Origin of the sequence: Gordonia oleivorans, from assembly GCF_040044975.1 — a bacterium.
GTDB lineage: Bacteria > Actinomycetota > Actinomycetes > Mycobacteriales > Mycobacteriaceae > Gordonia > Gordonia oleivorans.
Genome location: NZ_JBDZDI010000009.1, coordinates 122,282 through 134,807, shown reverse-complemented (window position 1 = coordinate 134,807; position 12,526 = coordinate 122,282). Strand labels below are relative to the sequence as shown.

Here is a 12,526-nt window from a genome sequence, read left to right as displayed (position 1 = left end):
CACCACACGACTGTCCCGGCGAGGCAGGCGGATCATGACGGGCTGCGTGGTCACCGTCGTGATCGCGCTCGTCGTCGCCGCGGTGAGCGCGGTCGTCGCCGTGAGCACCGCGCCGCGACCCGACGACGCCCAGCGCGACGACATCCGGCGGGCCGCAGCGGCGGCACTCACCGCGCTGATGACCGTCACCGACGGGGTGGCGTCCGATGTCCCGGCGGTGCGTCGGCAGCTCGCCGATCCGCTTCTCGGGCGCTACGACGCCGTCGGTGTCGACGTCGTTCTGCCCGGTGCCCTCGCCGCGTCGGTGACGATGTCGGTGACCGTCGTCGGTGTCGCGGTCAGCAGCTATGAGCGTGACCGGGCCCGAGTGCTCGCCTTCGTCGATCAGGTCGTGACCGTGCCCGATTCGTCGTCGGGGACGCCCACACCCGGCTCGACGACACCGTACGGCGGGCATACACCTTCCGAATATTGGATGGTCATGTCTAAGGTGGACGGAACCTGGCGGATGGCCGACCTGCACTCCGTCGGTGACATCACCCGTTGATCCTGTGTGAACCCGAACAGATGAAGGATGTGGCCGCATTGAGAGGACATCGACGACGATGAGTGCACAGACCAATGGCGTGGTCGTGGTGGGCGCGGGTTTGGGTGCGATCCGGTTGGCGGAGAACCTGCGTAACGACGGCTACGAGGGCCCCATCACCCTCATCGGTGCCGAACCGTATGCGCCCTATGATCGTCCGCCGCTGTCGAAGTCGGTGCTGCTGGGCAAGGACGACCGCGTCGACCTCAAACCCGACGAGTTCTACGAATCCGCGAACATCACGTTACGGCTCGGCGCGCCGGTGACCGCGGTCGACCCGGGGGCCAAGACGGTCACCGTCGACGGTGAAACCGTCGGATACGACACGCTGGTGCTGGCCACGGGGCTGATTCCCCGGGCGTTCCCGGGTGCGGAGAACCTGGCGGGTGTCCACACGTTGCGAACCGTCGACGATGCCCACGCCCTGCGCGGTGAGATCGATGCCGCGACCACGGCGGTGGTGATCGGTGCCGGATTCATCGGATGTGAGGTGGCGGCGAGTCTGACCGATCGGGGTGTCGCCGTCGCGCTCGTCGAGCCTGCACCGACACCGCTCGCGGCGTCGCTGGGCACCGAGATCGGTGATCTGGTGACCCGAATGCACGCGGCCAACGGCGTCGACGTGCACCTCGGAGTGGGCGTCGCGGAGATCCTCGCCGACGACGGCCGGGTGCGCGGGGTTCGCCTGGCCGATGGCACCGAACTGCCCGCCGACATCGTTGTCGTGGGTATCGGGTCGATTCCGGTCACCGACTTCCTCGAGGGTTCGGGTATCGCGCTCGCCGGACGTTCGGACGGCGGCGGAATCGCCTGTGACGAGAACGGGCGGACCAGTGCACCCGATGTCTGGGCGATCGGTGACGTCGCCAATTGGCTTGATGCGCACGGGAAGCCGACACGAGTCGAGCATTGGAACCACACGGTGGAACAGGCGTCGGTGGCGGCCCGTGACATCACCGGAACACCCGGTGAACCGATCACCAGCGCGGTGCCGTACTTCTGGAGCGACCAGTTCGCGGTGAAGTTCCAGGTTCTCGGGCATCCACGTGCCGACGACACCGTGCACATCGTCAGCGACGACGGCACCAAATTCCTCGCCTACTACAGCCGCGACGGCATCCTGACCGCCGTGGTGGGGGCCGGCAAGGCCGGACCGGTGATGAAGTCGCGGCCCAGGCTGCAGACGCCGACACCTGTTGCCGACCTCCTCTGAACCGGGCGAGCTGACCGCGTCGGCCGCCGTCGACGCGGTGACCCGGATTGCCGATCCGCAACGTGCGCAACAGATGTCGAAGTACCTGCAGGCCGGGCCCGGCGGTTACGCCGAGGGCGACGAGTTCCTCGGAGTGTCGGTACCGGACCTGCGTGCGATCGCCCGGCGCTTCCGGGGGATCGCACGCGGCGAGGTTGCCGAACTCCTCACCTCGACGACCCACGAGATCCGGCACCTGGCCCTGATCATGATGGGTGACGCCTGCGCCCGTGCCGATGCGGCCGAGCACCGGGCGTGGGTTGCCGACTATCTCGAGGCGCTGCACGCCGGCCGGATCGACAACTGGGATCTGGTCGACGTCGCGGCCGGACCGGTGCTCGGCCACTGGTGCCTGCGCATCGGTGACATCTCCCTGCTGACGGATACCGCGGCAGCGCAACCGCTCTGGGTGCGCCGCGCCGGCATCGTCGGCGGTCAGGCCTTCCTGCGACACGGGGATGCAGTGGCGACCCTGGCGGTCGCGCCGCTGGTGGTCGGCGATCGGCGTGATCTGATCCAGAAGGCCTTCGGCTGGATGCTGCGGGAGATGGGAAAACGCGTCGACCCGCACCTGCTCAGCGAGTACCTGGACACGCACGCAGCCCAAATGGGCCGCACCGCACTGGGTTACGCGATCGAGCATCTCGATCGACCGACTCGTGTCCACTACCGCGGGCTTCGGTAGGGCGCTGTGCCCACTGGTCGAGTCGGGTCCCGATCGCCGGTTGAGCTGGGTTCCGACCGACGGGACGTGGGGTGCGGCCGGTGGAACGGGTGGCGCGGCAGACGGGACGGTCGGCGCGGCCGTCGTTCACACACCTTCGCCCTCACGGCCTTTCCACTGTGCCAGCATGCGTTCCCGCAGATCGTCGTAGATGGGCGGCGAGTTCAGCAGTTGCGACACGATCATCGCGGCGGCGCCACCGGCGAGCAGGGCCACCGCGATATTGGTGGTGGAGGTCATCTCCATCACCAGCACGGCGCCGGTGAACGGGGCGCGCACCACCGCGGTGAACAGCGTCGACATTCCGACGATCATCAGAGGAATCATCAGGTCGTGTCCGTAGCCGGGGGCGAACAGGTCGATGATGCGGGCGGCGAGCAGTCCGCTGAGTCCTCCGAGGGCGATCATCGGGGCGAAGATGCCGCCGGGGGTGCCCGCCGAATAGGAGACGGGGCCGGCGAAGAACCGCACCGCGAGATAGAGGACGATCACGCCGATCGCGAGTCGGTGACCACCGAACAGTGCCTGGGTCAGATCGTCACCACCGCCGCCGAGGTCGGGGTTGATCATGAGCATCGCACCGACGACGCCGCCGACGACCGCGGCCTTGGCAGGTCCGGGAACCCGGTCGATGGCCTGAAATGTGGTGAGGCACGCGCGAATCAGCCAGTTGTAGGCGACTCCGAGGACTCCGACGATCGCGCCGAAGATGACGAACACCGGGATAGACGCCAACGCCGGCGTGCTGATCGCCGGAACCGTGAAGTCGGGGTGATTGCCGACGACGACGCGGCTGCACGCCGTGCCGACCGCCACCGAGGCCATCGTCCACAGGACGTAGCGCAGTTTGACGGTCTTGGCGATCTCCTCGATGCAGAACAGGGCGCCACTGATGGGGGCGTTGAAGGCCACCGCGAGGCCGGTGCCGGACAACACCGTCTGCAACACCCGGATCTCGTCGCGGGTGCACCGCGTGACTCGTCCCATGATTGCGCCGATCGCGGCACCCATGTGCACCGTCGGGCCCTCCCGGCCGAGCACCAGACCACCGCAGCCGATGGCGATCAGGCCGCCGACGAACCGCGCGGGCACCACCCGTGGTGGCGGCGGTTCCGCCTCGCCCCGCTCGACGGCCTCCACGTGCTGGATACCGCTGCCGGCGGCCCGCGGTTCCCACCGGGTGATCGCGGTGGCGACGGCGGCCGCCGCGGCCGAGATCGCCACTGGCACCAGCAGGGCCGCGAAACCGTGATGATGAGCCCAATCGCCGATGTCGAGGCGCATCTCGTCGGCGCGCATCAACAACCAGCGGAAGGCTCCACCGACGAATCCGGTGATGGCGCCGGCCACCGACGCCACGATCGTCAACCAGATGAGCACCCGCGCGTCGGCATGGGTGTCGTCATCGGCCGGCGTCAGGTCGGGATCGTCGGCGGAACTCATCGTCGAGAATCGGCAGAGGTCATATGGTCACGGTCTGGTGAGGGTCGTGGAACACCCTCCGACCCTAACGCCGTCGGGGTCAGGAGTTCCGATAGGCCTTCAGCGCCGCCACGATCATCGGGAACTGGAGTGGCAGACGCGCGATGGCGATCGCCTTGTAGATTGCCGGCTTGTCCCACCACAGCCGCACCATGTTGATGTTCGCCGGGTAGACCGCGACGAACAGTGCCGCTGCGCCCGCCGCGGCCGGTTTGCGGGTCGCCGGCGCCAGCAATGCCGCGCCGAGTGCGACCTCGACGACGCCGGAGGCGTAGGTCAGCATGCGTGGTTCGGCGGGGATCTCCTCGGGAATGATCTCGTCGAAAGGCTTGGGCGCCAGAAAATGCAGCGTGCCGATGGTCAAGAGCATCCCGGCGAGTGCGCGGGCGAGCTGCGTGGAGGAGAAGCGAGAAAGCATGTGTCAGAACTCGATTCGCAGTCGGTCGGAGGTGGGATGGGCCTGACAGCCGAGGATGTAACCGTCCTCGATGTCCTCGGGATCGAGAGCCCCGTCGTTGTCCATCTCGACCGTACCCTCGATGAGAGTGCAGGCGCACGAACCGCATTCACCCTCCTGGCAGGAATAGGGGGCGTCGATACCGGCCTCGAGCATGATGTCGATCAGGGTGCGTTTGCGTGGCCAGGACAGTTCGTGGGTGTCGCCGTCGAGTTCCACCTCCACTGTCGCGGCGTCGGTGCGTTCCTCGTCGCTGACCTCGTCGAGGACGACGTCGACGAACGGATCGCCCGACAGCGAGTTGTAGACTTCCGCGTGGACGTCGTGATGGGCGAATCCGGCGGTGTGCAGGCCCGCGTGCACCGCATCCATGAACGGGCCGGGCCCGCACATGTACGCGCTGTGACCGTGGAACGCGCCGAAGACGGTGGCGAGGGTCTGCGCCGAGGGTAGGCCCTGCAGTGACTCGAGCCAATGGATGATCAGCAGGCGCTCGGAGTGGGCGGTCTGCAGTTCGCGCAGTTCGTCGGCGAAGATGACGTCGTCGGCGCTGCGATTGGCGTAGAAGAACACCACCGGCTCCGAACCGCGCCGCAGTGCGGTCTTGAGGATCGACATCACCGGTGTCACGCCGCTGCCCGCGGCGATCAGCAGCAGGGGCTCGTCGAAGGAACGGGGAGTGAACACCCCCGATGGCGGGAGGACCTCGATCTGGGAACCGGCGGAGAGGTTGTCGCAGACCCAGTTCGAGCCGTATCCGTCGACGGTTCGCTTGACGGTCACCTTGGGTGGTTCATCGCCGACCGGGGAGGACGCCAGTGAGTAGCAACGCGCCACGGAGCCGGTCCGGTCGCTGGGGATGCGCAGGGTCAGGAACTGGCCCGACTTGTACTGTGTGAACGCTTCCTTGGCGGTGTCGGGGATCTCGAAGACGATCGATCGGGCATCGCGCGTCTCGTCGATGACCTCGGCCACGGTGAGGATCACGCTGCGGGAGCCGTGGGGCGTCAGTTCGGTCATGTCCGAGCCTCTCCTGGCGTCGTCAGGGTGTTCCATCTGAAAAAATAGAACACGTTCTAATTTGAGCCTAGCCTAGATGTCGGACTGTCGACACCGGCACCGGCGATCGGGTTTCAGGGTAGTGGGGGCGATGGCGTTCGCATCAGTGCAGCGCCGCGACGCCGTTCGCAAGGACCTCGCAGCCTGCGCGGATCAGCGATTCCAGGTCGGAATCCGGATCGGTGAGCCACTGCTCGTACGCGGCGAGAGCGGTGCCCAGGCACATCCAGCCGATCGTCTGCGGTAGGTGGTCGTCCTCGTCGAGTCCGAGTCGATGCGCACAGAACTCGGCGATGACGTGCCGCCAATCGGCGTACATGAGCATCGAATGTGCCTGCAGGCTGGGCACTCCGAGGAGTAACTGCATGCGCCGACGGTGACCGTCGGCGCCCTGTGGGGGCACCGTGTTGAAGGCGACGAGGGCGCGTGTCACCGCGTCGGCGATGGGCAGATCGTCGGGGATGTCGGCGAGGAGATGACGCAACTCGTCGAGGTGGGCGTCGAAGTCACCCCAGGCGATCGCGTTCTTCGACGGGAAGTAGCGGAAGAGGGTGCGACGGGCGATGCCGGCGGCGTCGGCGATGTCCTCGACGCTGGTCTCCTCGAATCCGATGGTGGTGAACAGATCGATGGCGGTGGCGCTGATCTGCGCGCGACTCGTCGACGGTCGTCGACCCGGTGCCGTCGCGTCGGTCGTCATCGGGGCGAATTCGTGCTGGTCATGGGCGCCCTTTCGTTCCGGGTTGCACCTGTCCACCTGGCTAGCTTTTCGCCAGGGGGTGCAATTCTGCACTCGGTGCCATTATAGTGATCGGTGATCCACATCACTACCCGATCAACTAGGAGGTTTGGATCATGGCCGATCAGGCAGCCAAGGCAGCTCAGGACTTGTCGGTTCCCGCCGACGTCGACACCGAGCTCGTGGGTGAGTCCCTCGTCGAAGAGGTGTCGATCGACGGGATGTGCGGGGTCTACTGATGTCCACCCCGACATCGGCTCCGGTTGCCGGCGATCGCTCCGATGCGATCGCCGGTGACCGGCGCGACTCCCCGGCCCCCACTTCCACCACCATCCGCAAGGCACTGTCCTTCGACGTCGGCGCCGCCTGGGAGCTCAATCCCAAGGTGGCGCTGCGCCCGGAACCGTTCGGTGCGCTCCTCTACCACTTCGGAACGCGCAAGCTGTCGTTCCTGAAAAACCTCACGGTCGTCGGGATCGTGCAGTCGCTGTCCGCGCACGAGTCCGCCGAAGCGGCATTCGTCGCCGCCGGTATCGGTACCGCCGAACGCCCGCTGTATCTGCAGGCGCTGTCGGCCCTCGCCGACTCCGGGATGATCGTCCGGCGCTGATCTCCCCTCCTCGTCCGTCCACATATCGCTCCTGAAAAGCCCAAGGAGACCCGCATGACCACACTCGAGATGCCGCCCACCGCAACCGGACTCGCCAGCGTCGCCCCGGTGGCGCAGACGGCGCCGCCCAAAGTCGGGCGCCTCGTCGACCAGTTCGAGAAGGGTCTCGACGCCCCGATCTGCCTGACCTGGGAGCTCACCTACGCGTGCAACCTCGCGTGTGTGCACTGCCTGTCGTCGTCGGGTAAACGTGACCCGCGGGAACTGTCGACCGAGCAGTGCAAGGCCATTATCGATGAGCTGCAGCGGATGCAGGTCTTCTACGTCAACATCGGTGGCGGCGAGCCGACCGTGCGGCCGGACTTCTGGGAACTGGTCGACTATGCGACCAGTCATCAGGTGGGAGTCAAGTTCTCCACCAACGGTTTACGGATCAACAAAGAGGTCGCGGCACGCCTGGCGGCCTCGGATTACGTCGACGTACAGATCTCGCTGGATGGTGCCACCGCCGAGGTGAACGACGCGGTGCGCGGACCGGGCTCCTTCGACATGGCCGTCCGCGCGCTGGAGAACCTGTCCGAGGCAGGCTTCCGCGACGCGAAGATATCGGTGGTGATGACGCGTCAGAACGTCGCCCAGCTCGACGAGTTCAAAGCGCTCGCCGACCGCTACAACGCCACCCTGCGGATCACCCGGCTGCGTCCGTCGGGGCGCGGCGCCGACGTGTGGGACGATCTGCATCCGCTGCCCGAGCAGCAGCTCGAACTCTACAATTGGCTTGTCGCACACGGGGACAACGTGCTCACCGGCGACTCCTTCTTCCATCTGTCGGCCTTCGGTGGGTCCGGAGGCGGTGGACTGCCGGGACTGAACCTGTGCGGTGCCGGTCGCGTGGTGTGCCTGATCGATCCGGTCGGCGACGTCTACGCCTGCCCGTTCGCCATCCACGAGAACTTCCTGGCCGGCAACATCACCACCGGCGGTGGATTCCAGCAGATCTGGCAGCAATCGGATCTGTTCCTCGAACTGCGTGAACCGCAGAACGCCGGAGCATGCACCAAATGCGCACACTTCGACGCCTGCCGTGGCGGCTGCATGGCCGCGAAGTTCTTCACCGGTCTGCCCCTGGCCGGCCCCGATCCGGAGTGCGTGCAGGGCTACGGCGAGCAATTGCTCGCCGGTGAACGCACCAAACCGACTGCAAACAAGGATCATTCGCGAGGGACACCTCTCACCTTGATGACCCGGCGGCCGGACGGGGAGATGACCCCGATCGGTGGCCCGCCCTCGAAGAGCTGTGATGAGAACCCCTTGGCGGGCTTCTCGCTGTAGTACCCACGCGGTGGATCACCGACGCTCGGCGTGTATGCCGGGCGGTTCGGTGGTGCCCGCACATGAGATGAAATAGGTAGGAACAAGAACAATGGTCACCAATCCCTGGGCCCGTAATCCCTGGTTCGAAACCGTCACCGAGGCGCAGCGCCGCGCGAAGAAGCGGCTGCCCAAGTCGGTGTACTCGTCACTGGTCGCCGGCACCCAGGCCGGGGTGACCGTCAACGACAACACCGACGCCTTCAAGGAACTCGGGTTCGCACCGCACGTCGTCGGTGTCCAGCCCGACCGTGAGATGACGACAACCGTGATGGGGCAAGAGCTCTCGTTTCCGGTGATGATCTCGCCGACCGGCGTGCAGGCCGTCGACCCCGACGGTGAGGTGGCCGTCGCCCGCGCCGCGGCCGCTCGCGGAACCGCGATGGGACTGTCGAGTTTCGCCAGCCATCCCATCGAGGAGGTGACGGCGGTCAACGACAAGATCTTCTTCCAGATCTACTGGCTCGGTAGCCGCGACGACATCCTCGCCCGCGTGGAGCGCGCCAAGGCGGCCGGTGCCAAGGGACTCATCGTCACCACCGACTGGGTGTTCAACATCGGTCGTGACTGGGGCAGCCCGGAGATCCCGGAGAAGGTCGACTTCAAGGCGCTGCTGCGGCTCGCCCCGGAGATCGCGACGAAGCCGCGGTATGCGCTGGACTGGATTCGCGACGGCAAGATCATCATTCCCGATCTGACCGCACCCAACCTGCCGCCGACCGTCGGCACCGCCGGACCGACCTTCTTCGGTGCGTACTACGAATGGATGAACACCGCACCGCCCACCTGGGAGGACCTGAAGTGGTTGCGGGAGCAGTGGGATGGCCCGTTCATGGTCAAGGGCATCACGCGCCTCGACGACGCCAAGCGTGCGGTCGACATCGGCGCCTCGGCGCTGTCGGTGTCCAATCACGGCGGCAACAACCTGGATGGCACACCGGCCACCATCCGGGTGCTCGGCCCGATCGCCGACGCCGTCGGCCATGACATCGAAGTGCTGCTCGACGGTGGTATCCGCCGCGGTAGCGACGTCGCCAAGGCGCTCGCCCTCGGCGCTCGTGCGGTGATGATCGGACGCGCCTACCTGTGGGGTCTGGCCGCGAACGGACAGCCGGGCGTCGAGAACGTGCTCGACCTGCTGCGCATGGGACTCGACGGAGTCCTGATGGGCTTGGGACGCAAGAGTGTTCACGAGCTGTCGCGCGATGATCTGATCATCCCGGAGGGCTTCGAACGGTCCTACGGCGAGGCCTGAGATCCGTTCGGAGAGCCCTGGCTCTCAGTGAGATGCCCACAACCGTCCCCGACAGGGATTCTGTTCGGAACTGTCCGTTCAGGGTCGCTGACGGGGACGTTTGTGGTCATTGAGCGCTTCGTCCCCTTGCTCGGGATGGTGCCGAGTACTGTTGGGCGGCAGCGTATTCAGTCGAGATCGATCAGACACCACGATCCGTCGGGCAGTTGGCGTGCTTCGCTGTCGGCTTCGACTCGTTCTCCGTTGTAGTCCCGTTCGATCACGCTGTAGGCGTGATCGGATCGGATGTCCACGCTGAGAACCTCGACGTCCAGGTCGAGCCCATCGAGTCCCTCCGCCTCGTACTCCCGGTGTTGCGCACGGAATGCCGACTCCTCGGGGCACGAGCGTTCGGCCGCATCGATGAAGTGCCCTCGCGCGAGGTCGTCGTAGTACCCGGTGATGAGTTCTTCGACGGCCTCTTCGTCGCTGATTCCGCCCGGTCGTACCACGATCACAACAGCGACGACACAACAGATCGCGATGGTGACCAGGCCTGCCGCGAGGAGGATCAGTCCTGTGCGGCCGAATCCATGGGGTGGCGGGGGAGGTCCCGGCGGAAGAGACGTGCTGGGCTGAGTCCACGCAGGCTGCGGCGCCGGGCTCAAGGGTGGCAGTCCCGCACCGGGATTCATGAACTGTTGTGGCCCAGGGTATCCGGGCATCTGGTGGAGCCCCGGTCGGGGTGGGGGTGGAGGCGGCGGCGATGACGGGCGCCACGGCGCTGCGGGCGGTGCCGGTACCGCCCGCTGATGTGGTTCGGGTCGACCGGCGGGCCCGGGGGAGGTCATGCGGCGATCGTAAGGTGCGAATCAGCCGTGGGCGTGCCCGTTTCGCGGTGGTCGCAGCGATTTCAGCCGACCGGACTACACCGTGGTCAGACCTTGGAATTACCCATGTCGATCTGAAATTGGGAGCCGGTGACGGCGCGGGCCTGGGGCGAGGTCAGGTAGAGCACGGCGTCGGAGATGTCGTCGAGGGAGGCCACCGGGAAGTGGTCCATCATCGAGACGAAATACCGTGTGTACTCACCCATGTCGAAGATCTTCATCGCCGAGCTGTCGGCGACTCCCATCGGCGTGTTCACCGCGTAGGGGTGGATCGAGTTGACGCGGATCCGTCGCGGTGCGAGTTCCTTCGCGGTCGTCTGAGCCAGTCCGGTGAGGGCGTACTTCGACGCCGAGTAGGCCGCCTGCACCGGCATCGCCTTGAGGCCCGCGACCGAGGCGATGATGACGATGGAGCGGTTGTCGGCGTCGGTGTCGAGGAGGGTGGGGATGGTGGCGCGCAACGTCTTCCAGGTGCCGGTCACGTTGACGTCGAGGACATCGGTGAATTCCTGCTCGGACAGTTCCCAGGTGAGTCCCCAGGAGAGGATGCCGGCGTTGGCGATCACGTGGTCGAGGCCGCCGAACTGCCGGACGCCGTCGGCGACCAACTCCTGCTGGAAGGCCAGGTCACGGGTATCGCCTTGGCGGGCAAGGATTTTACCGCCGGCCTCTTCGACGAGGCGGATGGTCTCGGCGAGGTCGTCGGCGGTGGCCGGCGGGTAGGTGATGTGATCGGCGACCGGTGCGGCGATGTCGAGGCCGATGATCGAGGCACCTTCGCGTGCAAATCGCAGTGCGTGGTTGCGTCCCTGACCACGTGCGATCCCGGTGATGTAGACGACCTTGCCGTCGAACTGTCCCATGCAAAAACTGTAACACGTTCTAGTTCGACGGCAGGGTCGGTATTCTCTCAGTCGTTCCAGACCGTCGCCGGGTCGGTGGCCTCGCGGGCCGGACCGGTCGGCGTCTCGGGGGAGGTGCGGGAGAAGCGCGGGGCGACCTGCGCCTGGGTGACGCCGTCGATCTCGACGAGGTTCGCGCGCGCGGCCATGTGCGGATCGTCGGGCGCTTCGGTGAAGGTCAGCACCGGGGACACGCAGGCATCGGTGCCCTCGAAGACCTTGGTCCATTCGTCGCGGGTGCGCGATGCGAAGGCGGCGGTGAAGGTCTTGCGGAGAGTGTCCCAGTGGGAGATGTCGCTCTGGGCCGGAAGATCGGCGTCGGCCAGGCCGAGACCGTTGATGAACGCGGCATAGAACTGCGGTTCGAGCGCACCGACCGCCATGTACTTGCCGTCGGAGGTCTCATACACGTCGTAGTACGGCGCGCCGGTGTCGAGCATGTTCACGCCGCGCTCATCCGACCACAGTCCGGTGCCACGGAACGCCCACATCATCTGTCCGAGAACGGAAGCGCCGTCGACCATGGCGGCGTCGACGACCTGTCCCTTACCGGAGGTCTGGCGTTCGATGAGTGCCGAGAGCACCCCGAGGACGAGGAACATCGACCCGCCGCCGAAGTCGCCGACGAGGTTCAGCGGGGGAACCGGACGTTCCCCGCGACGGCCGACGGCGTGCAGCATGCCGGTCAGCGAGATGTAGTTGATGTCGTGGCCGGCGAGTTCGGCGCGCGGCCCGTCCTGCCCCCAGCCGGTCATGCGGCCATAGACCAGGCCGGGATTGACCTCTGCGAGGGCGTCCGGTCCGAAGCCGAGGCGTTCCATCACGCCGGGGCGGAAGCCCTCGAGGATCACATCGGCCTTGCGGATGAGATTCAGGATGGTCTCGTGGTCGGCGGAGTCCTTGAGGTTGGCCTCGACGACCCGACGGCCGCGCAGCAGTGCGTCGGCCGAGGCTCCCTCACGCGGCAGGGAGCCGGGGCGTTGCACGCGGATCACGTCTGCACCGAGGTCCGACAGCAGCATCGCGGCATGCGGGCCGGGGCCGATGCCCGCGAATTCGATCACGCGAACACGGCTGAGCGGTCCGCTCTTACCGCTGGTGGATGCGGATTCTCCGGTCATGGTGGTCCTCCCTGATCTGGCACCCATATGTGGCGGGTGTCACGGCGATGCCGTCCAGGATTCCACAACCGACCGATCGCTCGGCAAGCGGGTCGGCGG

At 66.5% G+C, this 12,526-nt stretch carries 14 protein-coding genes; 7 read left to right on the top strand and 7 right to left on the bottom strand.

All coding sequences use genetic code 11. From position 1 onward, the window contains the following. Positions 1-34: 34 nt before the first annotated feature. From ABLE92_RS15055 to ABLE92_RS15045, 3 genes are read left to right on the top strand one after another with little or no spacing between them, the layout of a single operon-like run. A complete protein-coding gene (locus ABLE92_RS15055; RefSeq protein WP_348805596.1) occupies positions 35-547 on the top strand; it encodes a hypothetical protein in 513 nt (170 codons plus the stop codon). Positions 548-605: 58 nt separating this feature from the next. Then, a complete protein-coding gene (locus ABLE92_RS15050) occupies positions 606-1,799 on the top strand; it encodes an NAD(P)/FAD-dependent oxidoreductase (RefSeq protein ID WP_348805595.1) in 1,194 nt (397 codons plus the stop codon). Then, positions 1,783-2,523 carry a DNA alkylation repair protein gene (locus tag ABLE92_RS15045; protein ID WP_496560811.1) on the top strand — a complete coding sequence of 247 codons (741 nt, stop codon included), beginning with the start codon at positions 1,783-1,785 and terminating at the stop codon, positions 2,521-2,523. Before ABLE92_RS15050 ends, ABLE92_RS15045 begins: the two co-directional genes overlap by 17 nt. Before the next feature lie 126 nt (positions 2,524-2,649). Here the strand turns inward: ABLE92_RS15045 and ABLE92_RS15040 are convergent, their stop codons facing one another. The 4 genes from ABLE92_RS15040 to mftR all read right to left on the bottom strand — a co-directional run bounded on the left by ABLE92_RS15040 (position 2,650) and on the right by mftR (position 6,260). Beyond that, a complete protein-coding gene (locus ABLE92_RS15040; protein ID WP_348805594.1) occupies positions 2,650-4,005 on the bottom strand; it encodes a ClC family H(+)/Cl(-) exchange transporter in 1,356 nt (451 codons plus the stop codon). Positions 4,006-4,084: 79 nt separating this feature from the next. Next, positions 4,085-4,462 (bottom strand): DoxX family protein, encoded by a 378-nt coding sequence (locus tag ABLE92_RS15035; protein WP_348805593.1) that lies wholly within the window; start codon positions 4,460-4,462, stop codon positions 4,085-4,087. Positions 4,463-4,465: 3 nt separating this feature from the next. Continuing rightward, a complete protein-coding gene (locus ABLE92_RS15030; RefSeq protein WP_348805591.1) occupies positions 4,466-5,521 on the bottom strand; it encodes a 2Fe-2S iron-sulfur cluster-binding protein in 1,056 nt (351 codons plus the stop codon). Between the two features lie 142 nt (positions 5,522-5,663). Beyond that, complete coding sequence (gene mftR, locus ABLE92_RS15025) at positions 5,664-6,260, bottom strand: mycofactocin system transcriptional regulator MftR (protein WP_348805589.1); 597 nt, start codon at positions 6,258-6,260, stop codon at positions 5,664-5,666. Positions 6,261-6,415: 155 nt separating this feature from the next. Between mftR and mftA the strand changes: the two genes are divergently transcribed. The 4 genes from mftA (at position 6,416) to mftD (ending at position 9,535) form a co-directional block, all read left to right on the top strand. Further along, positions 6,416-6,538, top strand: a complete 123-nt coding sequence (mftA, locus tag ABLE92_RS15020) for a mycofactocin precursor MftA (protein WP_348805587.1) — start codon at positions 6,416-6,418, stop codon at positions 6,536-6,538. Beyond that, entirely contained in the window at positions 6,538-6,909 is a 372-nt protein-coding gene (gene mftB, locus ABLE92_RS15015; RefSeq protein WP_348805586.1) for a mycofactocin biosynthesis chaperone MftB, read from the top strand. Before mftA ends, mftB begins: the two co-directional genes overlap by 1 nt. 54 nt (positions 6,910-6,963) lie before the next feature. After that, positions 6,964-8,241, top strand: a complete 1,278-nt coding sequence (gene mftC / locus ABLE92_RS15010; protein ID WP_348805585.1) for a mycofactocin radical SAM maturase — start codon at positions 6,964-6,966, stop codon at positions 8,239-8,241. A 91-nt stretch (positions 8,242-8,332) separates the two neighbouring features. After that, positions 8,333-9,535 carry a pre-mycofactocin synthase MftD gene (mftD, locus tag ABLE92_RS15005; RefSeq protein WP_348805584.1) on the top strand — a complete coding sequence of 401 codons (1,203 nt, stop codon included), beginning with the start codon at positions 8,333-8,335 and terminating at the stop codon, positions 9,533-9,535. 167 nt (positions 9,536-9,702) lie between these two features. Here mftD and ABLE92_RS15000 read toward each other — a convergent pair whose 3' ends face one another. The 3 genes from ABLE92_RS15000 to ABLE92_RS14990 form a co-directional block, all read right to left on the bottom strand. Continuing rightward, positions 9,703-10,032, bottom strand: a complete 330-nt coding sequence (locus ABLE92_RS15000) for a hypothetical protein (protein ID WP_348805583.1) — start codon at positions 10,030-10,032, stop codon at positions 9,703-9,705. Between the two features lie 419 nt (positions 10,033-10,451). Further along, complete coding sequence (locus tag ABLE92_RS14995; protein ID WP_348805582.1) at positions 10,452-11,267, bottom strand: mycofactocin-coupled SDR family oxidoreductase; 816 nt, start codon at positions 11,265-11,267, stop codon at positions 10,452-10,454. Positions 11,268-11,314: 47 nt separating this feature from the next. Then, complete coding sequence (locus tag ABLE92_RS14990) at positions 11,315-12,427, bottom strand: CaiB/BaiF CoA transferase family protein (protein WP_348805581.1); 1,113 nt, start codon at positions 12,425-12,427, stop codon at positions 11,315-11,317. Positions 12,428-12,526: the final 99 nt, after the last annotated feature.

Coding starts and splice junctions, on each gene's coding strand:
- ABLE92_RS15055 (WP_348805596.1), top strand. CDS start 35: ATGACGGGCTGCGTGGTCACCGTCGTGATCGCGCTCGTCGTCGCCGCG.
- ABLE92_RS15050 (WP_348805595.1), top strand. CDS start 606: ATGAGTGCACAGACCAATGGCGTGGTCGTGGTGGGCGCGGGTTTGGGT.
- ABLE92_RS15040 (WP_348805594.1), bottom strand. CDS start 4,005: ATGAGTTCCGCCGACGATCCCGACCTGACGCCGGCCGATGACGACACC.
- ABLE92_RS15035 (WP_348805593.1), bottom strand. CDS start 4,462: ATGCTTTCTCGCTTCTCCTCCACGCAGCTCGCCCGCGCACTCGCCGGG.
- ABLE92_RS15030 (WP_348805591.1), bottom strand. CDS start 5,521: ATGACCGAACTGACGCCCCACGGCTCCCGCAGCGTGATCCTCACCGTG.
- mftR (WP_348805589.1), bottom strand. CDS start 6,260: ATGACGACCGACGCGACGGCACCGGGTCGACGACCGTCGACGAGTCGC.
- mftA (WP_348805587.1), top strand. CDS start 6,416: ATGGCCGATCAGGCAGCCAAGGCAGCTCAGGACTTGTCGGTTCCCGCC.
- mftB (WP_348805586.1), top strand. CDS start 6,538: ATGTCCACCCCGACATCGGCTCCGGTTGCCGGCGATCGCTCCGATGCG.
- mftC (WP_348805585.1), top strand. CDS start 6,964: ATGACCACACTCGAGATGCCGCCCACCGCAACCGGACTCGCCAGCGTC.
- mftD (WP_348805584.1), top strand. CDS start 8,333: ATGGTCACCAATCCCTGGGCCCGTAATCCCTGGTTCGAAACCGTCACC.
- ABLE92_RS14995 (WP_348805582.1), bottom strand. CDS start 11,267: ATGGGACAGTTCGACGGCAAGGTCGTCTACATCACCGGGATCGCACGT.
- ABLE92_RS14990 (WP_348805581.1), bottom strand. CDS start 12,427: ATGACCGGAGAATCCGCATCCACCAGCGGTAAGAGCGGACCGCTCAGC.